Genomic DNA, 24,511 nt, shown 5'->3' with positions numbered 1-24,511 from the left:
GTAACAGGATGACAAGTGCCGAAACTTTCGGCACTGTCAGGCTGTCCTACCTGTCCGCAGTCTCCCCCTCTTGTCCGGCGCCACGAGTATTTTGATGAACTACCGAGTTCCCGCCTTCCTGCTGGCATTTGCGCTGACCGTACCGGCCGCACTGCTGGCCCGTGCCGATACCGTACCGTCCACGGCCGCCGCGACGCTGGACCAGACCACGACCTCACGGCTGGTTTATGGCCTGCTCTCGGACAGCCGCTATGCCTACCGCCCGCGTCCGCTGGATGCGGCCACCTCGCAGGACGTGTTCAAGCGTTACCTGGAGTCGCTGGACGCCGGCAAGCAGTTCTTCACCAAGGCTGACGTGGACGGCTTCGCGCCGCTGGCCGCGCAGACCGGCAATGCGGTGCGTTCCGGTGAGCTTGAGCCGGCGTTCCAGGTGTTCTCGGTGTACCGCCAGCGGGTCGGTGAGCGCGTGGCCTTTGCCCGCCGCCTGCTCCGGCAGGAGCCGGATTTCACTCTCGACGAGCGCTTTGAATACGACCGCAAGGACGTGCCCTGGGCCACCAGCAGCGAGCTGGACGAACTGTGGCGCAAGTCGGTCAAGAACGACTGGTTGCGGCTGAAGCTGGCCGGCAAGTCTGCCGCCGACATCCGCAAGACCCTGGACAAGCGTTACACCACGCTGGGCAAGACCATCAGCGAGCTGAAGAACGAAGACGTGTTCTCGTTCTACATGAACGCCTACACCAGCGCGGTGGACCCGCACACGGACTACTTCACCCCGCGTACGGCCGAGAACTTCAACCAGGCCATGTCGCTGTCGCTGGAAGGCATCGGTGCGCAGCTGCAACGCCAGGACGATGTGGTGGTGATCCGCGAAGTGATTCCCGGTGGCCCGGTGGCGATGGACGGCACGCTCAACGTGGGTGACCGCATTGTCGGTGTCGGCCAGGGCCGTTCCGGCCCGGTCGAGGACGTGATCGGCTGGCGCATTGACGATGTGGTGGCCAAGATCCGTGGCGCCAAGGACACCCAGGTGCGGCTGGAGTACATCCCGGCGGCCGAAGGCGTGGACGGCAAGCACCGCATGCTCACACTCACCCGGCAGAAGATCCGCCTGTCCGAACAGGCCGCCAAGGGCGAGACGATGACCATCCCGGGCGCGACCGGTGAAGCGCAACGTCGCATCGGCATCGTCAAGCTGCCGACCTTCTACCAGGATTTCGAAGGCCGTCGCCGCAACGCCAGCGACTACGCCTCCGCTACCCGCGACGTGGCCCGGCTGCTGGCCGGTTTCAAGGCCGACAAGGTCGACGGCGTGGTGCTGGACCTGCGCAACAACGGTGGTGGCTCGCTGGACGAGGCCATCGAACTGACCGGCCTGTTCATCGAGCAGGGCCCGGTGGTGCAGGTGCGCGAATCCGGTGGCCGCGTCACCGTCAACAATGACCGCAATCCGGCCGTGGCCTGGGACGGCCCGCTGGCGGTGCTGATCAACCGTGGTTCGGCCTCGGCGTCGGAAATCTTTGCCGGTGCCATCCAGGATTACGGCCGTGGCCTGGTGATCGGTGAAACCACCTTCGGCAAGGGCACCGTGCAGAACGTGGTGCCGCTGGACCGTTGGCCGGCCAGCGAGAAGGAGCGCTTCGGCCAGGTGAAGCTGACCATCGCCCAGTTCTTCCGCGTCAGCGGCTCCAGCACCCAGCACAAGGGCGTGGTGCCGGACCTGGCCTTCCCGGCCAGCGTGGATGCCAGCGAGTTCGGCGAAAGCACCTACGACAACGCATTGCCGTGGACCCGCATCGCCGCGGTGCCGCACACCCAGTACGGCAACTTCGCGCCGATCCTGCCGCGCCTGGAAACACGCCATGCGGCCCGTATCCAGAGCGAGCGTGAGTTCCAGTGGTGGGAAGAAGACGTCAACCAGTTCCGCACCGAGGCGGCCAAGAAGTACGTTTCACTCAATGAAGCCGAGCGCCGTGCCGAGCGTGACAAGCAGGAAGCGCAGCGCAAGCAGCGCCAGGCCATCCGCAAGGAACTGGGCCTGCCGCTGGACCCGCTGGCCGAGGACAGCAGCGACGACGGCCTGACCGGCAACGAGCGTGACATCGTCAAGGATGCCGCCCGCGAGAAGGCCGCCGAGAAGCGCCCGGACCCGCTGTTGAAGGAGTCGGCCTCGATCCTGGCCGATGCCTTGAACCTGCTGGAGAAGGACCGCCCGCTGTCGGCGCAGGTGCTGCCGCAGTCCACCGGTCCGGGGCGCTGGGCCGACTGAACCGGACACGGTGAGTCCGGCCTGAACTCCGGACATGCGTGAAAGACGCCGTCAACGTCGATGTACGTTGGCGGCGTTATGCTTTGGGCCTTCGCTAACGTGGTGAGCCTATGCGCATGCGTCCATTGCATGGGGTGTTCCTTCTGCCGCTGCTGGTTGCCTGTGGTGGCAAGGCCGCCAACAGCACCTTGCTGCACGAATCCTTCAATTCCGGCGACACCTACGCACGCAATGTCGATGTCGCCCCGGCACGTGCCTGTGAAGCGGCGCGCCGCGTGCTGCTGGGGCAGGGCTATGCGATCAGCAGCGCCGATGCGGCGCAGGTGGAAGGCAGCAAGAACTTCCAGCCCAAGGACGAAGTACACGAGCAGCTGGTGCTGCGGGTGTCGTGCGCGGCACGTGGCGATGGCAACGCGCAGGTGTTCGTCAGTGCGGTGCAGGACCGCTACGCGCTGAAGAAGTCACCGACCTCGGCCAGTGTCGGTGTCGGCGCATTGGGTTCGGTATCGCTGCCGTTCGGCAGCAATGACGATTCACTGGTGCGCGTGGCCAGCAGCACCGTGCAGGACGCGTTGTTCTATCGCAATTTCTTCGAACGCCTGCAGCAGTATGTGGAGCAGATGCGCCCGGCGCCAACGGATGCGGCTCCGGTCCGGTGACCGTTCCGGTGCGCGGTGAGGGTTTGTCCACCAGCCGCGCGCTGTTGCTGGCCCTTGTCGCGACGCTGACCGCGCCGGCCGCATTGGCCGCTGAAAACTGCGGAATGACCCTGCTGCGCGAACTTGGCTGGCAGGTGACGGCAACGGACCAGCGCGAGCCGATGATCACCGCCGGTTCGCCCTGCCAACGCGCGTCGCTGGTCGATGCGCAGGCGCATCACGATCTGCGCGTGCAGCTGCCCCGGTACTACGACGTGGCGCAGCGCGAACAGCTGGCTGCGGAGCTGCTGCAGCAACCGGCCAGCCTGTGCGCCTATCTGTTCAAGCTGGGCGATGCGACGCGCGCGGCAACCGCGCGCCTGCAGGCCAACGACGGCTACCGGTTCACTGCCGTGCAGATGGGCTGGATTGGTTTCGGCATGCGTGGCGCCAACGCGCAGGGGTGGCAGCGCTTCCGCAGTTTCGGCCGCGGCTATGCGCCGAATGGAAGTAATTCGCGTGCGCTGGATGCGTTCTACTCCGGGCAGGTGCGTTCCGAATGCGGGGTGGGGCGGCAGGTTGCGCAGTTGGCCACGCAGCGCGAGTTGTACGGCGATGCGCTGTTCGACCGCGAGTTCACTGCCGGCGAGTTGTCGATCGGCACCTTCCTGACCCTGCACGACACGCAGAGCATCCTGCTGGGCAGCCGCGCAGGCGAGTTCTTTGCCGATGGCAAGGCGGTGCGGACAGCAGCGCTGGGGCGGCAGGCGTTCATGGCTGCGCCCGGCTTCATCGAGCATGTGTTCGATAAGCGGTTCCTGGATGACATCAACAACCAGGCCGAGAACTTCGTCATCACCGACATCAGCCAGGACGCGGCCGAGGCACTGGCGCGACACGGCGGCTTTGCCCATTACGACGCGTTGAACCGGCAGATATGGGAGCTTTCGCGACAGCTGCCGGATCGCGGCGGGCGTCACTTCGAACGGCTGCTGCATGAGCGTGACCGGGAGCTGCGTGTGCAACTGTCACCGCAGCAACAGGCGACGCTGGCGCAGATCGATGCGCTGCTGGCCGACCCGGTGTACCGCCAGCTGCAGATCTACGTACACGACAAAGGCGTGCGCCCGCTGGGGTACCACATCGTCCGCCTGCTCGATCGCAACCCACGCACGCCTTTCAGCATCGACCTGGCGCTGCACAACCTGCATACGACGCTGTTCCGACGCTGGCTAGATGCCCGGCTGCGTGACTGCGCCAACACTGTTACCCACACGACACACGGAGATGGAACATGGAACTTGGCATGATCGGGCTGGGCCGCATGGGCGCCAACATGGCGCAGCGCCTGCACCAGGCGGGCATCACGGTGACCGGCTTCGATCCCGGCGAAGCGGCGCGCGCGCAGGTGAGCGAAACGGGCATCGCCACCGTGGAAACATTGCAGGCACTGGTGCAGGCATTGCCGACGCCGCGCGTGCTGTGGCTGATGGTGCCCTCCAAGGTGGTGGATGCAACGCTGGAGGCGCTGCTGCCGTTGCTGGCGGCACAGGATGTGGTGATCGACGGCGGCAATTCCTGGTACCGGGATTCGCAGCGTCGGGCAGTGCTGTGCGGCACGCATCAGGTCGATTTCGTGGACTGCGGCACCAGCGGCGGCATCTGGGGCCTGCGTGAAGGCTATTGCCTGATGCTTGGCGGCGATGCCGCGCAGGTGCAGCGGCTGTCACCGTTGTTCCAGGCGCTGGCGCCGGCTGCCGACCGTGGCTGGGCGCACGTCGGTCCGGTCGGTGCGGGCCACTTCAGCAAGATGGTCCACAACGGCATCGAGTACGGAATGATGCAGGCCTATGCCGAAGGCTTTGCGCTGATGCAGAAGAAGGCCGAGTTCGATCTGGACCTGGCGCAGCTGGCCGAAGTGTGGCGGCACGGCAGCGTGGTGCGCTCCTGGCTGCTGGACCTCAGCGCCGACGTGCTGGCCCAGAACGCCAGCCTGGAGGGCATTGCGCCGTACGTGGAGGATTCTGGTGAAGGGCGCTGGACCGTAAGTGAGGCCATCGAACTGGACGTGCCGGCACCGATCATCACGCTGTCCTTGCTGGAACGGTTGCGTTCGCGTGAAACCAATTCCTTCACGGATCGCCTGCTGGCCGCCATGCGCAATGAGTTCGGGGGCCACGCCATCAAGTCCACCGGTGTCCAACCCGGCAAGTGATGCGGGGGTCGCAAAGTCGGAAGGACTGCGTTCACTGATTCCCCAATTCATGCAATCCTTGGTCGATAGGTCAGCGATATTGTCTTGAACGAGACAATAATGGCTCCCGGTTACCACCATCGATGACGTACGGGCAGGGCCGTTGCCGGTCTCTGCCAGGGCGAAGGGGAAGGGATGGCAGCGCGATTCACCGACGATGAATGGAGCCGCCGGCATCTGATCGGGCTCGGGCTGGCTGCGCTGCTGATCATCATCGTGCCCGCGCTGACCTTGCAGCGGCTGTCCCAGGAAAGCGTCAATACCGCCAACTGGCTGGCCCATGCCCAGGCGGTGGGCGCCCGCGTGTACAGCCTGCAAGCCGATATCCGTGACGCCGAAACCGCAGCGCTGACCCTGTCCAAGGGGGTGAGTTCGAACGCTCTGCGTAATCGCCTGCACCAGGCCGAGCGCATCAGCGGCAACCTGGACGAACTGGCGCGGCTGCTCAGCGACAGTCCCGAACAGCTGGTGCGCATCGGCAAGATCGACGCGATGCTCGGCCGGCGCATGGCGCTGGCCAAGGAAATCGCGAGCACCCCTGAGTCACCGCGGCAGCGTGAGCTGATCGAGGAGATGACCTTCCAGTATCCGATCCGCCAGGAAGTGGAAGCACTGCAGAGCCATGAAAACGCACTGCTGGTGGATCGCACGCTCAAGGCCCGCAGCCAGCAGAAACTGTCGGCGCTGGTGAGCTGGACGGCGCTGGTGGTGCAGCTGTTGCTGCTGTGGCTGGTGTTGTGGCTGCTCAAGCGCCAGATCGGCATCCGCGCCTATGCCGAGCAACGGCTGAGCAAGGCCAGCGCCCGCGCCAACTCGGTGCTGCAGACCGTGCGCGAGCCGATCGTGCTGCTCGATGAGCAGTTGCGCATCGTGCTGCACAACACGGCGTTTTCCGAGTTGTACGGCGCCGATTGCCAGGACATCAACCAGCGCCGGTTGCAGGACATCGGCGAGGGCGCGTGGAACGACAGCATCATCCGCCAGCGCCTTGCCGACGTGTTGCTGCGTGGCCGCGAACTGTGGGATTACGAGCACGAGCAACGCGGGGTCGATGGCATGGTTCGCACCATGCTGATCAACGCCAGGCGCATGCCGTTGCCGGACATGGACGACGAGGAAGTGGTGTTGATGACGGTCAGCGACATCACCCTGCAACGTGCCGTGCAGGTGCGGGTTGAGGAGTTGAACCGGCAGCTGGAGGGCAAGGTCGAGCAGATGGCCGATGTCAATCGCGAGCTGGAAGCCTTCAGTTATTCGGTATCGCACGACCTGCGCGCACCGCTGCGGCACGTGGCCGGCTTCTCCGAGAAACTGGGCAAGCACCTGGGCGAGGACGCCGACGAGAAGACACGGCATTACCTGCAGGTGATCAGCGATTCGGCGCGACGCATGGCCGAACTGATCGACGACCTGCTGGTGTATTCACGATTGGGCCGTGGCGCCATGCGCATGCAGCCGGTGGACATGCAGTCGCTGGCGGCCGACACCTGCTCGCTGCTGGATTCCAACCTGCGTGCCGAAGCCGACGGCAATGGCCAGGTGCGCGAGGTGGAATGGCACATCGGCGCGCTGCCGGTACTGGTGGCCGACGAGAACATGATGCGCCAGGTGTGGCTGAACCTGCTTGGCAACGCGGTCAAGTACACGGCCGGTCGCAGCAAGGCGGTGATCCAGGTCTCGGCCCGGCAACTGGCCGACGGCAGCCACCAGTTCTCGGTGACCGACAACGGTGCCGGCTTCGACATGCAGTACGCCTCCAAACTGTTTGGCGTGTTCCAGCGCCTGCACAAGAACTCCGAGTACGCCGGTACCGGCATTGGCCTTGCCAGCGTGCGCAGGGTGCTCACCCGCCACGGCGGGCGGGTATGGGCCGAAGCCCAGGTGGACAAGGGAGCCACCTTCAATTTCATCGTTCCACATGTTTCAGAAGCACATCACAAGGACGCTCTGGTATGACCCCGCTACGCACGATTCTCCTAGCTGAAGACAGCGCCGCCGACGCCGAGATGGCGATTGACGCGCTGCGTGACGCCAATCTGTCCAACCCCATCGTGCATGTCGAGGATGGTGTCGAAGCGCTTGATTTCCTGCTGCGCAAGGGCGCCTACGCCAACCGTGAAGAGGGCCATCCGGTCGTGCTGCTGCTGGATATCAAGATGCCGCGCATGGACGGGCTGGAAGTGCTGCAGCGGATCCGTGCCGAGGAGGAACTCAAGCGGCTGCCGGTGGTGATCCTGTCTTCCTCGCGCGAGGAAAGCGATCTGGCGCGCAGCTGGGACCTGGGCGTGAATGCCTACGTGGTCAAGCCGGTGAACATCGAACAGTTCTTCAAGGCCGTCAAAACCATCGGCATCTTCTGGGCCGTGATCAACCAGCCGCCGGAACAAGAGTGAGCGCCCATGCCTAACAAGGACACATCGTTGGGCGCATTGCGCATCCTGCTGGTGGAGGATTCACCGGAGGATGCAGAGCTGGTTGCCGACCAGTTGCTTGATGCCGGCCTGCAGGCCGGTTTCGAGTGCGTGGACAACGAAGCGGCGATGCGCCAGGCGCTCCAGGAATGGACGCCGGACATCGTGCTCTCGGACGTGAGCATGCCGGGGTTCTCTGGTTACCAGGCGCTGGCCATCCTGCGCGAAGTGCACCCGCAGGTTCCCTTCATCTTCGTCTCCGGCACCATGGGCGAGGAAATGGCGGTGAAGGCGCTGCAGCAGGGCGCCAACGACTACATCATCAAGCACCAGCCCGCGCGCCTGCCTTCGGCGGTGACCCGTTCCATCCGCGAGGCGCGCAGCGAGATCGAGCGCAGGCACGTGGAAGAGGAACTGATGCGCGCCCAGCGCCTGGAAAGCCTGGCGATGCTGGCTGCCGGGCTGGGCCATGACCTGCGCAACATCCTGCAGCCGCTGCTGATCGTGCCGGACCTGATCCGTGACCGCAGTGACGACCCCAAGATCACCCGTCTGGCCGACGTCATCGCCGAGTGCGGGCGGCGTGGTCACGAAATGGTGGATTCGATGCTGTCCTTCGTGCGTGGCTCGCGCCAGCCCAGCGAGCGCATCGTGCTGCAACGGCTGTTCCAGGCGGTGGGCATGCTGCTCAGGAGCAGCATGCCGCCGAACGTGGAGCTGCATCTGGAGGTGTCCGACGACCGCATGGTGATCGAGGCCAATTACACCGAACTGCAGCAGGTGCTGTTGAACCTTTCGCTCAATGGCATCCAGGCCATGCCGGAAGGCGGGCGCCTGAGCCTGGTGGCAGAGCGCAATCACGGCACCGAATCGGGGCAGGTGCGGATCCGGGTCAGCGACGACGGCGTGGGCATGGATGCGGACACCCTGCAACGCATGTTCAGCCCGTTCTTCACGACCAAGGCCGACGGCACCGGCCTGGGCCTGGTGTCATGCCGGCGCATCGTGGAGAGCATCGGTGGGCTGATCCAGGTGCGTAGCAGCCCAGGCGTAGGTACCACGTTCGACCTGCTGCTGCCGCTGCATGAGATCGGCACGGCCGAGACCGGCCAGCAGCTGCCGGCGATCCGTCCGGGTCGGGGGGAGCGCCTGCTGGTGGTGGATGACGAGGCCACGCGGCTGTCGCTGCTGGGCAACGCGCTGTCCAGCCAGGGCTACCGCATGCGCCTGGCCAGCGACGGTGCGGTGGCCATGCGGCTGATGCAGGACGCCGGGCTGCCGGACGTGGTGCTGGTGGACAGCGGCATCCCGCTGCTTTCGGCCGAGCAGCTGCTGCTGGAAATGCAGGCAATGGGCTATCGCGGCCCGGCCATCGTGCTGGAGGATGCGCAGGTGCCGGCATTCGGTGATGGTCAGGCGCCGTCGGGCATCAGCGTGCACGTGCTGCCCAAGCCGCTGGAGATGCAGCGTGTGTTCCGCGCTGTTGCCGACGCGCTGGGTACGGATTGAGGATCGTTGCAGCGGGCGTGTGCTGGCATGCGCCTGCTGCCCTATCATGTCGGCCCCACCACGCGCGGGGCGGCCTGCGCTGAAGCGGGCGCCCGCAGGCAAGCCATCTCCATGACCATTGTGCTTCTCAGCCTGGGCAGCAATCTCGACCCGCAGCAGCATCTGCGCTCTGCCGTGGAGGTGCTGCGCGAGCGCTTTGGCCACATCCACGTATCACCGGCCTACCGCACGCCAGCAGTAGGCTTCGATGGCCCGGACTTCCTCAACAACGCGGTGATGCTGGAAACCGAGCTGCCGTTGATCGCGCTGGATGAGTGGCTGCATGCGGTGGAAGACGCGCATGGTCGTGACCGATCCGGCCCGCGCTTCAGCGACCGCACCCTGGATATCGACGTGGTCTATTACGGCGACCTGGTGATGGAAGGCCCGAAGAACCTGCGTATTCCAAGGCCGGAGTTGAAGCATGCATTCGTGCTCAAGCCGCTGGCCGACATCGCCCCGGATTTCGTTGACCCGGTGCAGAAGCTGACGCTGGCACAGATGTGGCAGCAGCACCCGCAGCATGGGCAGGCGTTCGACACGGTGGCGCTGTAACGCCGAGCGATGCTCGGCAGCAGCAAGGCCGGGTAGTGCCGAGCCATGCTCGGCAAGCTTGATGCCCGGGACAAGCGGCATTCATCGATAAGGCCTCAGCGCAGCATGGCTGCGCTCCATCGCTGGGCTTGGATCAGGCGCCAATCCCGGCTCAGGTCAGGGTCCGGCCGCCGTCCAGCCGCAGCGTCTGCCCGGTGATGTAGCCGGCGTCATCCAGTAGCCAGCGCACCGTCGAGGCGATCTCGTGCGGGGTGCCGATGCGTGCCATCGGCGTGCGCTCCATCAGCTTCTGCTTGGCCTGCTCGCTCTTGCCCTGTTCCGGCCAGAGGATGGCACCGGGGGCGATGGCGTTGACCCGCACATGCGGGGCCAGTTCCAGCGCCAATGAGCGGGTGGTCATCTCCAGCGCGGCCTTGGCCGCGCAGTAGGCCGGGTGGTCGCGCAGTGGCTGGGTGGCGTGCAGGTCGGTCAGGTTGACGATCGCGCCGCGCTGCTTGATCAGGTGCTCGGCTGCCGCCTGGGCCAGGAAGAACGGCGCCCGCGCATTCACCGCGAACAGGTCATCCCACTGTTCCACCTGTACCTGCCCGAACGGGGTAGGGAAGAAGTTGGAGGCGTTGTTGACCAGCGCATCCAGCCGGCCGAAATGGCTGACCACCTGCTCGACCAGGTCCGGCAGGCTGGTCGGGTCGCGCAGGTCCGCCTCCACCGCCAGCACGCTGCCGGCGCGCTCGCTTTCCAGGTCGAAGGCCAACGATTGCAGCTCCTCGCTGGACTGGTGCGCATGCAGGGCGACGCGATAGCCGTGGGCGTGCAGGTGGCGGGCGATGGTCGCGCCGATGCGGCGCGCGCTGCCGGTGACCAGGGCCACCCGTTGGAATTCTGTCATCTGCGGTTTCCTCACTCGGCTATCCTGTGCATTGTCTCCGTAAACCGCCGTCCCATGCATTCCGACCTGCCCACGCCCGATCCCGACGCACTCGCGCACAGCGATCAGCTGGCCGCGCACCTGCGTGCCGACATCTGCGCCCAGGGCGGTGCAGTGCCATTCTCGCGCTTCATGGAGCTGGCCCTGTATGCCCCGGGTTGGGGCTATTACAGCGCCGGCGCCAGCAAGTTCGGTGCGGCCGGTGATTTCGTCACCTCGCCGGAAATGGGCCCGCTGTTCGCCGCGACCACCGCCAACGCGGTGGCGCCGGTGCTGCAGCAGCTGGGCCCGCAGGCACGCATGCTGGAGCTGGGCGGCGGCAGTGGTGCCTTCGCCGAGATCATGCTCAAGCGCCTGCTGGAGCTGGACGCGCTGCCCGAGCGCTACGCCATCCTCGAACCCAGTGCGGACCTGCGCGAGCGCCAGCGCGAGCGCCTGGAGAAAGCCCTGATCCCACCGGTGTTCGCGCTGGTGGAATGGCTGGACCGTCCGTTCGATGACGACTGGGACGGCGTGCTGTTCGCCAACGAAGTGATCGATGCGCTGCCGACGCCACGCTTCCGGATCAGCGAAGGCGAGATCTACGAGGAAACCGTCGAGCTTGATGGTGAAGGCCGTTTCGTGCGCGGTGCGCAGCCGGCCGACGCGCTGATCACCGCCTCGGTGCGGCATATCGAACGCTACCTGGAACGCCCGTTGGCACAGGACTATCGCTCCGAAGTGCTGCCGCAGTTGCCGTACTGGATCCAGGCGGTGGCCGGCGGCATGCAGCGCGGCGCGATGTTGTTTGTCGACTACGGCTATCCGCGTGCCGAGTTCTACCAGCACGACCGCACCGACGGCACGCTGCGCGCGTTCTACCGCCACCGCGTGCACAACGACGTGTTCCTGTGGCCAGGGCTGCAGGACATCACCGCATCGGTGGATTTCACCGCGCTGGCCGAGGCCGGCACCAACGCCGGCTTCGACCTGGCCGGCTACTGCAACCAGGCCAGCTTCCTGTTGGGCAATGGCATCACCGGCTTGCTGGAACAGGCCGAGGAACGCACCGACGAAGTGGGGCGCATGCGCCTGCGTGACCAGCTCAAGCGGCTGACCCTGCCGACCGAGATGGGCGAGCGCTTCCAGGTGATGGCCTTCAGCCGTGATGTGGACATGTCGGCCTCGTTCCTGATGGGCGACCTGACCTGGCGCCTGTGAGTTCAGTACTCAAGCCGCTGCGCAACCAGCGCTTCTGGTTGTTGCTGTGGTGCATGGCGGTGTTGGCGCTGGTGGTGGTGTGCCTGATCCCGCCGCCACCCTTGGGGTTGCCACCCAACAGCGACAAGGTCGAGCACTTCCTTGCCTACTTCCTGCTTTCCGCCAGCGCGGTGCAGCTGTTCGCCACGCGCCGCGCGCTGTGCGCAGTGGCGTTGGGCTTGTTGGTGCTGGGGATGGGCATTGAAGGCTTGCAGGGCGCGCTGACCGACAACCGCGTCGCCGATCCGATGGATGTGCTGGCCAACAGCATTGGCGTGCTGGCCGGCATGGCGATTGCGCTGACGCCGCTGCGCGACCTGCTGCTGCGCCTGCAACGCAGGGATTAGAGGTAGTGCCGAGCCATGCTCGGCAATGACATCACCGGTAATGCCGCAGCGGAGCATGGCTCCGCTCTACCAATCCCCAATTGCCGGCGCTTAGAGCCCCAGCTCCACCTTGTTCAGCACCCACATCTGCGGACGGGTGTCGCCGCTGAAGGTGATGCACAGGTCGCTGACCTGCTCAGGGCCGGTGCGCAGTGGTGCTTCCAGTTCGATGAAGCCATCGGCACCGGGGTTCTCCGGCAGCGGTGCAGAGGCCAGCACGCGACCGTGGCAACCGGCACGCACTTCGAACTCCCCATGTTTGGCTATCGGCTTGCGATAGCCGCGCTTGGCTTCTTCGTGGTGCAGCAGGCCGAAGTTGTACGGAATGCGCCCGGCGCGCACCTTGACCGAAGCCAGCCCCTGCAACTGCACGTCCTTCCACAGCCAGCACGGATTGAAGATGGTCACGTCGAAGGATTCGCGTGGGCCATCGAGCGGATTGTCGTCTTCCAGTCGCAGTTGCAGGCGCCCACCTTCCGGGCATTGGGCCAGGGTCTTGTCGGTACGGCTCAACTGTGAGGCTGCATCCAGGGTCCAGCTGCTGGGCGCATCGCTCAACGGCTTGCCGTTGAAGAACGCCATTGCCTTCAGTTCGGTTGGTACCGGCAGGGTCAGTGCGTCGCCGTAGCTGGGCGACTGTGCGGTGGGCGTGCTGCCGTCGGTGGTGTAACGGACATCGCGGTAGCTGAGCGGGTTGGACAGTTCCACCGTGACCTTGCCGCCGACGCGGTCGTCCTGGCGCTTCATCGCCACCGACAGGGCGGTCTGGCCATAGCCGATGCCCAGCGCCCGATAGCGCTGCAACTGCGCCGGCAGGCGGCTGAGGAAATCGTCGTAGCTCTTGCGTTCCAGCGGCGTCCACGCAATCTCGGCCAGCGCGGCCATGCGCGGGAACACGTTGTGTTGCAGTCGTGCGGTGGTGCGGGTGTGCTCGGTCCACATGTTGGCCTGGACGCCGAGGACGTGCTTGCGCTGGGCGGCGTTGAGCTGCGCCGGCACCGGGTCGAAGGCGTAGATGCGCTGCATCGAGGTGAACTTCGGGCGGCCCGGCGGCTCGCCCGGCAGGTTGGTCTGCAGGAAATCCAGGTACAGCGTGTTGCCCGGCGTCATCACCACATCATGGCCATGCTGGGCTGCTTCGATGCCGCCTTCGATGCCGCGCCAGGACATCACCGTCGCCTGCGGCGGCAGGCCGCCTTCGATGATTTCATCCCAGCCGATCAGCTTGCGGTCGTGGTCTTCCAGATACTTTTCCAGACGCTTGAGCATGTATGACTGCAGCGCTTCCTCATCCTTCAGGCCGAGCGCGCGGATGTGCGCCTGCACCTGCGGCGAGGCCTGCCACTGGTACTTCACGGCTTCGTCGCCGCCGATGTGGACGTACTGGCCGGGGAACATCTCGATGACTTCGGCCAGGATGTTTTCCAGGAACTGCAGGGTTTCCTCGCGCGGGTTGAACAGATAGGGGTTCACGCCCCAGTTCGCCGAGGGTTGGGTCGGGCCATCGACCACGCCGTGTTCCGGATAGGCCGCAACCGCCGCCTGGGCATGGCCGGGCACGTCGATTTCCGGCACCACGGTGATGTGGCGCGAGGACGCATAGGCCACCACGTCGCGGATCTGCTCCTGCGTGTAGTAGCCGCAATACAGGTTGGGCGTGCCATCGGCCTTGATGCCGGCTTCGCCCGCCGGCGCGCGGCAGCTGCCGATCTCGGTGAGCTTGGGATAGCGCTTGATCTCCATGCGCCAACCCTGGTCGTCGGTGAGATGCCAATGCAGCACGTTGAGCTTGTGCAATGCCATCGCATCGATCAGCAGCTTGATGTCGTCCACGCTCTGGAAGTGACGGGCCGAGTCGAGCATGAAGCCGCGCCAGGAAAAACGCGGGGCATCGGTGATGCTGACCGCAGGCACGGCGACATCGGCCGTGCTGGCCGGGGTGAGCATCTGCAGCAACGTCATCGCGCCATGGAACAGGCCGGCGCTGCTGCCCGCGCGCACGGTGATGCCTTTGGCGGTGACATCAAGACGATAGCTGCCTTCCACGGCATCGGCCTTGGCCGGCTCCAGAAGGAAATGAATATCGGCGACTGCCTTGGCGCTGTCGGCCACGGCGAGCTGGAGTGGGGAGGTCTTGCCCAGCAGCTGGGTGAACTGTGAGGCGACGGTACGTGCCGCGTCATCGTTGCCGCTGATGCGGCTGCGCGCGTTGACGGTGTAACCGGCGCTGCTTGCCTGCACCTGCTGCGGTGCGGGAATGACGGGAATGGCCAGCGAGGGCGGCGCATGGACGGCAGCCGAAGCGGTGAGGCTGGCGCCCAGCATCAGACAACTGGCCAACAGGCTGCGGACGGGAAGGTGCGTTTGCAGTCGGGTCATGTGTGTTCCGGGTAATGGATGGTTCGGTCAGGCGTGATGCGTTGGGTGGGGCTTTGCCTGGCTGTTCTGGGGCTGCGTTGCATTGCCCCTTTCAGGGCCGGGCGGTCTTTGCACGCGCCACTCCAGCGCGGGCGGGAACGCTCGTACTTTTCCTTTGATTCTTCCCTTTCATCGTCTGGAAGAAACAGCCGCAATCGGCCGGCTGGTATCGATTGACGTGCCGCCGTGTGGGAGTGACGACTGAAAGAGCGAACTGTTATCTCAAAAAAAAAAGCGGGCCTGGAAACCCCAGGCCCGCTGGAGGAGAAAAACAGCGGATGAAACGGTTGGTTCAGTGCTGCGCCTTAGAAGGCAAAGCGCAGCGAGGCGTTGTAGCGACGGCCGCTCAGGTAGGCACCGCGGGTGAGCTGCTCCACGCCGGAGTAGGAGTGGTACTCCTCATCGAGCAGGTTCATCGCATCCAGGCCGACGGACAGGTTTTCGGTGATCTGGTAGGCCACCGATGCATCCAGCGATGCGTAGTCCATGGTCCACAGTTCGCGGCCGGCACTGACCTGGGTGAAGTACTTGTCACGCCAGCCGTAGGTCACGCGTGCGGTCCAGTTGTCGTTCTCGAAGAACGGGCTGATGTTGAACTGGTTCTTCGAGTTGAACGGCAGCGGACGGCCGTCGGTGGCTTCACCATCGGAGTAGGTGTAGTTGGCGACGATGCCGAAGCCCAGGCCGAAGTTCTGCTGCCAGGCCAGCGAGTAGCCCTTGATCTTGGCGTCACCGGCGTTGCGCGGACGGTCGACCATGTAGGTGTCGTTCTTGTTCTGGTTCTGGTTCCAGTGCGTTTCCGGGGTGGACTCGGTGAGGATGTAGTCAGCCACGTCGCGGTAGAAGATCGAACCGGCCAGGATCGCGTTCTCGGCGAAGTACCACTCGGCCGAGAAGTCCAGGTTGGTGGACTTGTACGGCTCCAGTTCCGGGTTGCCGCCGCCGCCGGTCAGGGCGGTGTCGGACAGCCACAGGTACGAGGACACGTCGGTGTAGTTCGGACGAGCGATGGTCTTGGCGGCCGAGGCACGCAGCACCAGCTTGTCGGTGGCGTCGAATACCAGGTTCAGGTTGGGCAGCACATTGCTGTACTTGTTCTTCACCACCACCGGGTCATACGAAGCAGCCAGTCGTTCGGCCGACCAGCTGGCCTGGGTGCAGCCGGCAAGGCCGGTATTGCAGGCATAGCTGCCCGATTCCAGGTCGGTACGCACGTAGCGCACGCCGATGTTGCCGCGCAGGCGGTCGAAGCTGAAGTCGGCCTGCAGGTAGGCGGCGCCGATGTCTTCGTTGATCGACCAGTTGTTGCGGGCGAACTCCTCGGCGCTGAACGGCGACACCACCGGCATGGTCTGCCACGGTGCCAGCCAGTCGCCACTGGTGATGTAGTCGGCCAGCTTCCAGCCATCGATGGTGAAGCGCTTGCCCAGGTCGCCGTAGCCGCTGAAACCCTTCAGGTAGTTGTCGGGCAGTTCGCGCGGATCGAAGTCCGAAGCCTTGGCATCGCCATAGCCAGCCACCGATGCCAGGCCGATACCGCGCTGGATCTGGGTGGTTTCGTGCTTGCGCTGCTTGTAGCCGAAGCGCACCAGGTACACCGGCGAGTCGAGCTTGATGCCGAAGTCGACCTGACCGTAGGTTTCCTCGTCGGTGGTCGGCTTCTCAACCAGGTTGCCGCCCCAGCCGGTGTTCCAGGTCGGCAGGTCCGGGTTGGCGCCCCAGCCGCCGTCCATCTGGAACTGGTCCGGGTTCACGAATGGGTTCTTGCCGGTGAAGTTGACGCTGCCCGGCTTGCCCGGTGCATCGGCGATGGACCAGGTGTAATCGGTGCGGGCCAGGAATTCGCCGAACACCTGCTTCGGGCCACCCTCGGCCTTGGTGCGGCCGACGTGGGTGGAGGCGAACCAGCGTTCGTCATTCCATTCCAGCTTGATGTCGTAGGTTTCCGAGTCCACCTGCGCCTGGCGGTTCTGCAGGTCGAACACGACCAGGCCGTTCTTGTGGCTGGCGCTGGTGATCAGGCCATCCTTGACGGTGATACCGCTGAGCGTCTTCAGGCTGTTCCAGGTGTTGCCCTGGTGGGTGAACATCGACTGCGCCATGTGATCGAAGTTGGCATCGATCTTCAGTGCGTTCAATTCGATGTTCATCTGCTCGACCGGCTTGAACTGCAGCGCCAGCGAGTAGGTCTTGCGCTCGCGTTCCTGTTCGAAGAAGTGCGCGCTGGTGGAGTTCGGGCCGACCGCGTTCGGGTTGGCATAGACAGTCTCGGCACAGGCGCCCACGCAGGTCGGCGGCGAGGTCGGCTGCGAACCGTCCGGATTCGGTGCCACCGACCAGTCGGTCGGCAGGTTGGTGATCGAACCGTTGGCGCCGCCCACGCCGGCGATGTAATCCTTGGCGCGGACAATGCCGTACGACTCGATGCCGTCACGGCGGATGCTTTCGTTGGACGCTTGGGCGGAGATGATGACGCCGAAGTTCTCGGCTTCGTTCTTCCACGCGAATGCGGCCGACGCGCTCGGGTCGGTCTTCTCGACGCGGTCATTGCGACCGTAGCTGACACGCCCGGAAACGCTGACCTTCTCCGGCATGTCCAGCGGCTTGCGGGTGGAGACGATCACGGTGCCGCCGATCGAGCCTTCGTCGATGCGCGCTTCCGGCGACTTGAACACTTCCACCTTGCCTACCAGCTCCGGTGCCAGCAGCGAGTAGTTGAAGGTACGGGTCGGGAAGTCGGACATGTTCCAGTCGCCCGAGGCGATGGACTGGCCGTTGAGCAGGGTGCGGTTCAATGCCGGATCGGTGCCCAGGATGGACACCTTCTCGCCCTGGCCGTAGGCGCGGTCGATGGTGACGCCCGGGATCAGGGTCATCGCCTCGGCCACGTTGGTGGCCGGGAACTTGCCCACGTCTTCGGCGGTGATCACATCGACGATGGCATCGGCGTTGCGCTTGGTTTCCAGCGACTGCTGCAGGCTGGCGCGGATGCCGGTGACGACAACGCGGTCAAGGTCGGTGGCGCTCTTGTCTGCTTCCTGCGCGTGTGCGGAGAAGCTCAGACAGGTGACGATGGCGGCAGATAGTACGGACTTGCGGTACCTCATGATGTCTCTCCTCATCATTGTGGGATTCCGGCGTGCTGGCCGGCAGCGGTTTGGTTCGGGTCGGTGCATGGGCGCGGCGCGACATGCATGTGCGGTACTGCGGGTGGCGGTGCGTCAGGGAGGGAGTCCCCGCGTCCCAGATACCAACTGGCAGCGCCGATGACGCCCAGTTGCCCGTGCTCTACCAGCTTCACGGGAATGCTCTGCAGCGCCTTGCCCATCGGCCCCTTGTTGAGGAAACGCTGGACGAAGGTGCTGCTCAATAGGAATTGGCTGATCTTTGGCAGGATGCCGCCGGCCAGGTAGACGCCGCCCTGCGCGCCGTAAAGCAGGGCCATGTCGCCGATGGTCGAACCGAGGATTCCGCAGAACAGTTCCAGGGTTTCCACGGCCAACGGATCACTGCCGGCGCAGGCGGCGGCGCTGACGGCGTCGGGCGTGGTGTGGGTGGCGGCGACACCGCGTACCGCACACAGCGCGTTGTAGAGGTTGAGCAGGCCGGGACCGGACAGTGCGTGTTCGATGGAGACATGGCCGCGCTCATGCAGCATCTGCTGCAGCACGGCCACTTCCAGATCGGTGGTGGCAGCCAAGGACGCCTGGCCGGCTTCGGTGGCCAGCACGACAGGGCCATTGCGGGTGGGAATCCACACCGCCGCACCCAGGCCGGTACCGGGGCCGATGATCAGGATCGGCCCGCGCGTTGCCTCGATCGGCCCGGTCAGTTGCAGTACCTGGCTTGCGCTGATGTGCGCGGCGGCGTGGGCGACGGCTTCGAAGTCGTTGACCACGTGCACGGCGGCGTAACCCAGGTCCTGACGGATGCGCTTGGACGACAGCGGCCACGGCAGGTTGGCCGAGATGACCGTGCCGTCGGCCAGCGCGTAGCCGGCGCTGGCGATGACGCAGGTATCCAGCGTGCTGTGGTTGACCGGGAACTCGGCAAGGATCGCGCTGAGGCTGGGGTAATCGGCGCAGCGGTACTGGCGGTAGGCCAGCATCGACAGCGGCGCGTTGGCATCGGTGCCCGGCTGCACCAGGCCCACGCGCACATGCGTGCCGCCCACGTCGGCCGCCAGCAGGGCGGGCGAAGCGGTGGTGGTCAGCTTGGAAGCGGAAGTCAGCCTGGCAACCACGTATGTCCCCGGTGTTGGCGCACCTGTGGAGGTGTCGCGACAGGCGGAGTTTCAGTGCTATGTGACAACGATGTCAAGCTGCTGTGCAAAAAATTTTCAACGCCGTTGGAGGATTTTTGAATGGCCTATGTGAGTGATTTAAAGGGATATTTTTATTTCATTTGAAATCGCAAGGGCCGAATGGGGGAGCTGTCGGGCAATTGGCTGGTGTCTGTGAAATTTTTTGGCAAGGTTTGGGGCCGTCGTTGTCAGGGGTGGATCGGGCTGGACGGGGTGTCGGAATTCGGTTGCCGCAAGGGGTCTTCTGCCGTCTCGGGTCGTCATTTCCTGCTTGCGCGGCAATGGCGACAGAGGGCCAGGGAGGAGAGAAGTCCAAAAGCAGAAAGCCACCGCAAGCGGTGGCTTTCTGTGTATCTACGACACGTGTTGGTCAGTTGCCCGGTTCGAGTTTGATCCAGTCCAGCGTCCACATGTTGGGGCGGGTGTCGCCGGTGAAGCGCACGCACAGATCGCCACGTGCGGCCGGTGCGCTGATTGCTGCTTCCAGTTCCAGGAAGCCATCGGCACCGGGATTGGCCGGCAGTGGCACCGAGGCCAGCGGCTTGCCTTCGCAGTTGGCCAGGATCTCCATTTCGCCATGCTTGCTGCGCGCCGGGGCGAACTTGCGCGCCGGTTCGTCATGGGCCAGCTGGAAGTTGTACGGGATGCGGCCTGCGCGCACCTTGATCTTGGCGATGCCCGACAGATTCACGTCTTCCCACAACCAGCACGGGTTGAAGATGTTGACGTTGAACACTTCGCGCTCGCCTTCGGCCGGGCCATCGTCCTCAAGCCGCAGCAGCAGCTTGCCGTCGGTCGGGCACAGGCCCAGCTGGGTGTCCTCGCGTACCAGCAGCGAATCGGCATTGAGCGTGAAGCTGCTGGCGGCTGCCAGCGGCTTGCCGTCGAAGAATGCCGCGGTCTGCACCTGCACCGGGACCTTCAGTTGCAGTGGCTGGCGGTACTGCGGCGAGCTGCTGCTGACCGCGCTGCCATCGAGCGTGTAATGCACCGGATAACCGAGCGGATTGTTCAGTGCGACTTCGACGCTGCCGGTGGCGTGGTCGCCCTTGTCACGCAGGTCCACCTGGAACGGCGTCTGCGCATAGGCGATATCCATCGCGCGGTAGCGCTGCAGCTGGCGCGGCAGGCGCTGGGTGAAGTTGCTGAAGTTGCGCTTGTCCTGCGGGCTCCAGCCGGTTTCGGCAACCGCCGCCACGCGCGGGAACAGGTTGTGCTCCAGGTTGCGGGTGTTGCGGGTGTGCTCATTGAACATGTTGGCCTGCAGGCCAAGGATGTGCGAACGCTTGTCGGCGGCCAGTTCGGCCGGCACCGGCTCGAACTCATAGGTTTTCTGCAGGGGGATCGTTGCCGGGCGGCCCGGCGGCTCGTTCGGCGATTCGGTCTGCAGGTAGTCCATGTACATGTGGGTAACCGGCGACATTACCACGTCGTGGCCTTCGCTGGCAGCCTTCAAGCCGCCCTCGGTGCCGCGCCAGGACATCACCGTGGCTTCCGGCGGTAGGCCACCTTCGAGGATTTCATCCCAGCCGATCAGGCGCCGATCATGCTGCTCCAGGAATTTCTCCAGGCGCTTGATCATGTGGCTCTGCATTTCCATCTCGTCCTTGAGGCCGAGCTCGCGCATGTGTGCCTGCACGCGTTTGGATGCAATCCATTGGTCCTTGACTGCTTCGTCGCCGCCGACGTGCACGTACTTGGCCGGGAACATCTCGATCACTTCGAGCAGCACGTTCTCCAGGAACTGCATCGTGCTTTCTTCGGTGTTGAACAGGTTGGGGAACACGCCCCACTGGTTGTCGATGACCAGCTTCTGATCGGTGACGCCCAGCTCCGGGTAGGCGACGATGGCCGCGGTTGCATGGCCGGGAACGTCGATCTCGGGGATCACCTGGATGTGGCGCTGCGCGGCATAGGCGACGATCTCGCGGATCTGTTCCTGCGTATAGAAACCGCAGTAGGTGCGCGGCTGGCCAGTGGCTTCGTTGCGGCCGGCATCACCCAGCGGCACGCGGCAGCTGCCCACTTCGGTGAGCTTGGGGTAGCGCTTGATCTCCATGCGCCAGCCCTGGTCGTCGGTCAGGTGCCAATGGAAAGTGTTGAGCTTGTGCTGGGCCATCGCATCAAGCAGCTTCTTGATCTCGTCCAGGCTCTGGAAGTGACGCGCCGAGTCGAGCATCAGCCCGCGCCAGACGAAGCGCGGCGTGTCGTTGATGGTGGCGGCGGCCACCTGGCCGGGAGTCTGGTCGGTGAGCAGCTGCGCTGCGGTCACCGCGCCGTAGAACAGGCCCTTGTCATCCCCGGCGCTGACTTCGATACCGGTGTTGGAGACTTTCAACGCATAGCCTTCGGCGGTGTTGGTGGCCGACGGGTCCAGGCGGAAGCGGATCTGTGCCTTGCTGGCATTCTCGGCTACAGCCAGGGTCGGGCCACCGTTCTGCTTGAGCAGTTCGACGAACTGGTTGGCGACGCGGCGTGCGGCTTCATCGTTGCCGCCGACGCGGGCGGAGTCCTTCAGTACGAAGTCCTTGCCGCTTTCGGCCTGGTAGCTGGCCGGCAGCGGGATCAGCGACGGTGCGCTGCTGTCTGCGGCGTACGCCTGCAGCGAGGTGAGGCCGAGCAGCACGCAGCTGCCAAGCAGGACTGCGCGACGGCGCGAGCGGAGGGACTTCGTCATGGGGCGGAGCTCCTGTTGTAAGGCGGTAGTGCCGAGCTGCGCTCAGCAGATACCTGGCTTGCGGGGATTGCGATGCCGGGCATGGCCCGGCACTACGGGGCTGGATTGTGCTGCATATGGCGGCACAAAAAGAAACGCCGGGCCCGGAATGATCCAGGCCCGGCGCGTCATGCTATCCGGCGATGTTGCGTGCCGGGATGGATCAGAACTTGAAGCGCAGGCTGGCCATGTAGCGGCGGCCAGTGAAGTACTCCGCAGCAAGCTGCTCTTCCTGGCTCACGTACTGCTTGTACTTCTCGTTGAGCAGGTTCATCGCGTCCAGCGACAGGCTCAGGTTGTCGGTGAAGTTCCAACCGAAGCTGGCGCTCAGATCTGCATACGCTGCGGTGGTTGCAGCCGGAGCGCCGGCAACATAACCCACGCCTTCGTACTTGCTGCGCCAGTTGTAGTTGACACGGACACTGAACAGATCGTTTTCGAAGTACGGGCTGACGCTGACGGTGCTGCGCGACAGGTAAGGCATGTTGTTGCCAGCGTCGGTATCACCCGTTGCGTAGGTGTAGTTGGCGATCAGGCCAAGGCCGGTTTCAGCAAAAGCCTGCTGGTAGTTGATGTTGAAGCCGCGGACGCTGGCGCCACCGGCGTTGCGCGGACGGGTCACGCTGTAGTCGCAGAAACCATCAGCGGTACAACCATGCGAGCCGACCGTGGTTGCCCAGGTGGTGGGGTTGCTATCGCGCATGGAGTTGTAGCGGCGCTCCACGCTCGGGGTCTGCAACACGTAGTTCTGGGTCTGCTTCAGGAACACCGAGCCAGCCAGTACGGACTGCGGAGCGAAGTACCATTCGGCCGACAGGTTGAAGTTGTAGGCCTTGTACGGGTCCAGATCGGGGTTGCCGCCCGAGCCGGTCATCATCGTGTCGTTGAGGAACAAGTTGTTCGACATCAGGTTGTACGGAGCCCAGGCGATGACCTTGGCAGCGGAGGCGCGCAGGACCACATCGCCGCCGGTGTCATAGATCAGGTTGACCGAGGGCAGCATGTTGCTCTTCTTGCTCTTGCTGGTCTGCCACCAGTCAGCCGGTGCCGGCAGCACCGGCGTGTTATCGCCGTAGACGTAGGCGCTGCTGTCGGTCTTGGTCTGAACCCAACGCAGACCGACGTTTCCGCGCAGGGCGCCGCTGGAGAAGTTCAGCTGGGTGTAGGCAGCGGTGGTCTTCTGCTCCAGTTCCCAGGTGTTGTTCAGCAGGCTGGCCGCGTCGGACCTGGAGTAATTGACCGGGCTACCGTGGATCCAGTTGATCACGTTGCCCTGACCGACCTGCGGGTGGCGGCTGGTGTTGCCGAAGACGCCGCCGAGGCTGCCGAGCAGGTTGGTGTTACCAATGGTGCCTACGTCGGCCAATGTGCCGGTACGTACGCCGCCATATACACCGAGGCCATAGTTCTCGGTGTGTTCGGTGCGACGCACGCCGACCAGCAGCTGGTTGAAGATGCTGTCGAAGTTCTTGCTGAAGTCGAGCTGGGCGTAGCGATCTTCGGCTTCGGAGCTGAACACGCCATTGTTGCCGAAGATATTGCCCCAGTTGGCCGGATCGTAGTAAGCCGCCTGGTCGTCAGCTTGGAAGCCCTTGCGGTAATCCCAGGAGTAGGCGCCGCTATAGACCGGCTCCAGCAGGTACTGGCTGATGTTCGGGTTTTCGGACTTGCTGGTGCCGATCTTGCCGCCCAGCTTCCAGCCATCACCGCGATACTGCAGGTCCAGGTCAACGCCCTTGGTGGTGACTTCGGAGAAGCGAACCTGATTATCGTAGATGATGCCGGTACCGCTGCCAGGGTTGGCATTGGTATGGCCGCCAGTGACGAAACCGCCAGGTCCGGTCGGGTTGAAGTAGTCGACGGCCTGCATGGACGAGTTGTTCTGCGTCATGAAGTTGTACATCGACTGGTTGTAGCTGTCGAAGTTCTCCTTGATGTACAGGCCGCTCAGGGTGCCTTCGAACTGGTCGTTGGGCTTGAACTGCAGGTTCACCAGGGCGCTGTCTCGCTTGCGCTCCTGCTGGAAGTAAGCGACGTTGATTTCCTGGGCAACCTTGTCGGTCGGACGCAGCTCGCCTGCGGCGACCTGTGCGGCGACGTTCGGATTGACCGCTGCGAAGTCGGCAACGGTGCTGTAGCCGAAGATCTCGATACCCTGGCGGTCGACTTTCTCTTCATGACGCTGGGCAGCGACGTTGATGCCGAAGGTGGAGTCGTCATTCTTCCAGCTGTAGAGCACCGAGACGTTCGGGCTGCCTGCCTCGGCCTGGTCGTTGTAGCTGTAGCCGACCGAGCCACTGATCGAGTTGGCATCCATGTCAAGTGGCTTGCGAGACTGCATCAGCACCGTGCCGCCAAGGCTGCCTTCGGGCAGGCGGGCTTCGGAGGATTTGATGATCTCCAGGCGACCCAGGACTTCGGGGGCCAGCATGGTGTAGTCGAAACCGCGGTTCGGCGACTCGCCATACAGCCAGATGGCCTGCGCGACCGGGTGGCCGTCGATGAAGCTGAGGTTGAGGCTGGGGTCGGTGCCGTCGATGCTGACGCGCTCGCCCTGGCCGAAACGACGGTCGATGGTGACGCCCGGCATCAGCGCCATGGCTTCTGCGGCGTTGGTGTTGGGGAACTTGCCGATATCTTCAGCAGTGATCGACTCGGAAACCGTATCGTTGTTGCGCTTGGTTTCCAGCGACTTCTGCAGGCTGGCGCGGATGCCGGTGACGGTCACGGTGTCCAGATCGGTGGCGGTCTGGGCGGCTTCCTGCGCGTGGGCGCTGAAAGCAAGGCAGCTGACGATCGCTGCCGAAAGCAGGGTCTTGCGATGCATGTTGTCTCTCCTCAACATC

The 24,511-nt window shown here is 64.4% G+C and carries 16 protein-coding genes; 10 read left to right on the top strand and 6 right to left on the bottom strand.

The window, feature by feature from the left end:
* The first annotated feature begins 94 nt into the window (after positions 1-94).
* The 8 genes from LR961_RS15760 to folK all read left to right on the top strand — a co-directional run bounded on the left by LR961_RS15760 (position 95) and on the right by folK (position 9,675).
* Positions 95-2,269 (top strand): carboxy terminal-processing peptidase, encoded by a 2,175-nt coding sequence (locus tag LR961_RS15760; protein WP_232150887.1) that lies wholly within the window; start codon positions 95-97, stop codon positions 2,267-2,269.
* Positions 2,270-2,379: 110 nt separating this feature from the next.
* On the top strand, positions 2,380-2,928 hold the full coding sequence (locus tag LR961_RS15755) for a DUF2242 domain-containing protein (protein ID WP_232150886.1): 549 nt from the start codon (positions 2,380-2,382) through the stop codon (positions 2,926-2,928).
* 104 nt (positions 2,929-3,032) lie between these two features.
* Complete coding sequence (locus LR961_RS15750; protein ID WP_232151172.1) at positions 3,033-4,217, top strand: hypothetical protein; 1,185 nt, start codon at positions 3,033-3,035, stop codon at positions 4,215-4,217.
* Positions 4,202-5,122, top strand: coding sequence for a phosphogluconate dehydrogenase (NAD(+)-dependent, decarboxylating) (gene gnd / locus LR961_RS15745; RefSeq protein WP_232150885.1), 921 nt, complete (start codon positions 4,202-4,204; stop codon positions 5,120-5,122). The genes LR961_RS15750 and gnd overlap by 16 nt, the downstream gene beginning before the upstream one ends.
* A 174-nt stretch (positions 5,123-5,296) precedes the next feature.
* The gene (locus tag LR961_RS15740) at positions 5,297-7,117 is read left to right on the top strand and encodes an ATP-binding protein (protein WP_232150884.1); all 1,821 of its coding nucleotides are present in this window, start codon (positions 5,297-5,299) and stop codon (positions 7,115-7,117) included.
* A complete protein-coding gene (locus tag LR961_RS15735) occupies positions 7,114-7,554 on the top strand; it encodes a response regulator (protein ID WP_232150883.1) in 441 nt (146 codons plus the stop codon). The genes LR961_RS15740 and LR961_RS15735 overlap by 4 nt, the downstream gene beginning before the upstream one ends.
* Positions 7,555-7,560: 6 nt before the next feature.
* Positions 7,561-9,081: a response regulator gene (locus LR961_RS15730; protein ID WP_232150882.1), complete on the top strand. Its 1,521-nt coding sequence runs from the start codon at positions 7,561-7,563 to the stop codon at positions 9,079-9,081.
* A gap of 111 nt (positions 9,082-9,192) precedes the next feature.
* Entirely contained in the window at positions 9,193-9,675 is a 483-nt protein-coding gene (folK, locus tag LR961_RS15725) for a 2-amino-4-hydroxy-6-hydroxymethyldihydropteridine diphosphokinase (RefSeq protein WP_232150881.1), read from the top strand.
* Positions 9,676-9,826: 151 nt separating this feature from the next.
* On the opposite strand, the gene LR961_RS15720 is transcribed toward folK, so the two are convergent.
* The gene (locus LR961_RS15720) at positions 9,827-10,564 is read right to left on the bottom strand and encodes a pteridine reductase (RefSeq protein WP_232150880.1); all 738 of its coding nucleotides are present in this window, start codon (positions 10,562-10,564) and stop codon (positions 9,827-9,829) included.
* 54 nt (positions 10,565-10,618) lie between these two features.
* On the opposite strand from LR961_RS15720, the gene LR961_RS15715 reads away from it, so the two are divergent.
* Together LR961_RS15715 and LR961_RS15710 are read left to right on the top strand one after the other, a co-directional pair.
* The gene (locus tag LR961_RS15715; RefSeq protein ID WP_232150879.1) at positions 10,619-11,803 is read left to right on the top strand and encodes a class I SAM-dependent methyltransferase; all 1,185 of its coding nucleotides are present in this window, start codon (positions 10,619-10,621) and stop codon (positions 11,801-11,803) included.
* Entirely contained in the window at positions 11,791-12,189 is a 399-nt protein-coding gene (locus tag LR961_RS15710; RefSeq protein WP_232151171.1) for a VanZ family protein, read from the top strand. The genes LR961_RS15715 and LR961_RS15710 overlap by 13 nt, the downstream gene beginning before the upstream one ends.
* 90 nt (positions 12,190-12,279) lie before the next feature.
* Here LR961_RS15710 and LR961_RS15705 read toward each other — a convergent pair whose 3' ends face one another.
* The 5 genes from LR961_RS15705 to LR961_RS15685 form a co-directional block, all read right to left on the bottom strand.
* On the bottom strand, positions 12,280-14,607 hold the full coding sequence (locus LR961_RS15705) for a family 20 glycosylhydrolase (protein ID WP_232150878.1): 2,328 nt from the start codon (positions 14,605-14,607) through the stop codon (positions 12,280-12,282).
* A gap of 344 nt (positions 14,608-14,951) precedes the next feature.
* The gene (locus tag LR961_RS15700) at positions 14,952-17,753 is read right to left on the bottom strand and encodes a TonB-dependent receptor (RefSeq protein WP_232150877.1); all 2,802 of its coding nucleotides are present in this window, start codon (positions 17,751-17,753) and stop codon (positions 14,952-14,954) included.
* A 14-nt stretch (positions 17,754-17,767) separates the two neighbouring features.
* Entirely contained in the window at positions 17,768-18,889 is a 1,122-nt protein-coding gene (glk, locus tag LR961_RS15695; protein WP_232150876.1) for a glucokinase, read from the bottom strand.
* A gap of 430 nt (positions 18,890-19,319) precedes the next feature.
* Entirely contained in the window at positions 19,320-21,626 is a 2,307-nt protein-coding gene (locus LR961_RS15690; RefSeq protein WP_232150875.1) for a family 20 glycosylhydrolase, read from the bottom strand.
* A 202-nt stretch (positions 21,627-21,828) separates the two neighbouring features.
* The gene (locus LR961_RS15685) at positions 21,829-24,492 is read right to left on the bottom strand and encodes a TonB-dependent receptor (RefSeq protein WP_232150874.1); all 2,664 of its coding nucleotides are present in this window, start codon (positions 24,490-24,492) and stop codon (positions 21,829-21,831) included.
* Between the last annotated feature and the right edge of the window lie 19 nt (positions 24,493-24,511).

Origin of the sequence: Stenotrophomonas sp. SY1, assembly GCF_021202945.1 — a bacterium.
Classification (GTDB): domain Bacteria; phylum Pseudomonadota; class Gammaproteobacteria; order Xanthomonadales; family Xanthomonadaceae; genus Stenotrophomonas.
The sequence above is the reverse complement of the archived record's forward strand: the minus strand, read 5'-3'. Positions and strand labels throughout refer to the sequence as shown.

Excerpts from the sequence above, each read along its gene's own strand:
- LR961_RS15700 (WP_232150877.1), bottom strand. The coding sequence starts at position 17,753 with ATGAGGTACCGCAAGTCCGTACTATCTGCCGCCATCGTCACCTGTCTG.
- LR961_RS15760 (WP_232150887.1), top strand. The coding sequence starts at position 95 with ATGAACTACCGAGTTCCCGCCTTCCTGCTGGCATTTGCGCTGACCGTA.
- LR961_RS15740 (WP_232150884.1), top strand. The coding sequence starts at position 5,297 with ATGGCAGCGCGATTCACCGACGATGAATGGAGCCGCCGGCATCTGATC.
- LR961_RS15730 (WP_232150882.1), top strand. The coding sequence starts at position 7,561 with ATGCCTAACAAGGACACATCGTTGGGCGCATTGCGCATCCTGCTGGTG.
- LR961_RS15735 (WP_232150883.1), top strand. The coding sequence starts at position 7,114 with ATGACCCCGCTACGCACGATTCTCCTAGCTGAAGACAGCGCCGCCGAC.
- LR961_RS15720 (WP_232150880.1), bottom strand. The coding sequence starts at position 10,564 with ATGACAGAATTCCAACGGGTGGCCCTGGTCACCGGCAGCGCGCGCCGC.
- LR961_RS15755 (WP_232150886.1), top strand. The coding sequence starts at position 2,380 with ATGCGCATGCGTCCATTGCATGGGGTGTTCCTTCTGCCGCTGCTGGTT.
- LR961_RS15690 (WP_232150875.1), bottom strand. The coding sequence starts at position 21,626 with ATGACGAAGTCCCTCCGCTCGCGCCGTCGCGCAGTCCTGCTTGGCAGC.
- LR961_RS15715 (WP_232150879.1), top strand. The coding sequence starts at position 10,619 with ATGCATTCCGACCTGCCCACGCCCGATCCCGACGCACTCGCGCACAGC.
- LR961_RS15685 (WP_232150874.1), bottom strand. The coding sequence starts at position 24,492 with ATGCATCGCAAGACCCTGCTTTCGGCAGCGATCGTCAGCTGCCTTGCT.
- LR961_RS15750 (WP_232151172.1), top strand. The coding sequence starts at position 3,033 with ATGACCCTGCTGCGCGAACTTGGCTGGCAGGTGACGGCAACGGACCAG.
- LR961_RS15705 (WP_232150878.1), bottom strand. The coding sequence starts at position 14,607 with ATGACCCGACTGCAAACGCACCTTCCCGTCCGCAGCCTGTTGGCCAGT.
- folK (WP_232150881.1), top strand. The coding sequence starts at position 9,193 with ATGACCATTGTGCTTCTCAGCCTGGGCAGCAATCTCGACCCGCAGCAG.
- gnd (WP_232150885.1), top strand. The coding sequence starts at position 4,202 with ATGGAACTTGGCATGATCGGGCTGGGCCGCATGGGCGCCAACATGGCG.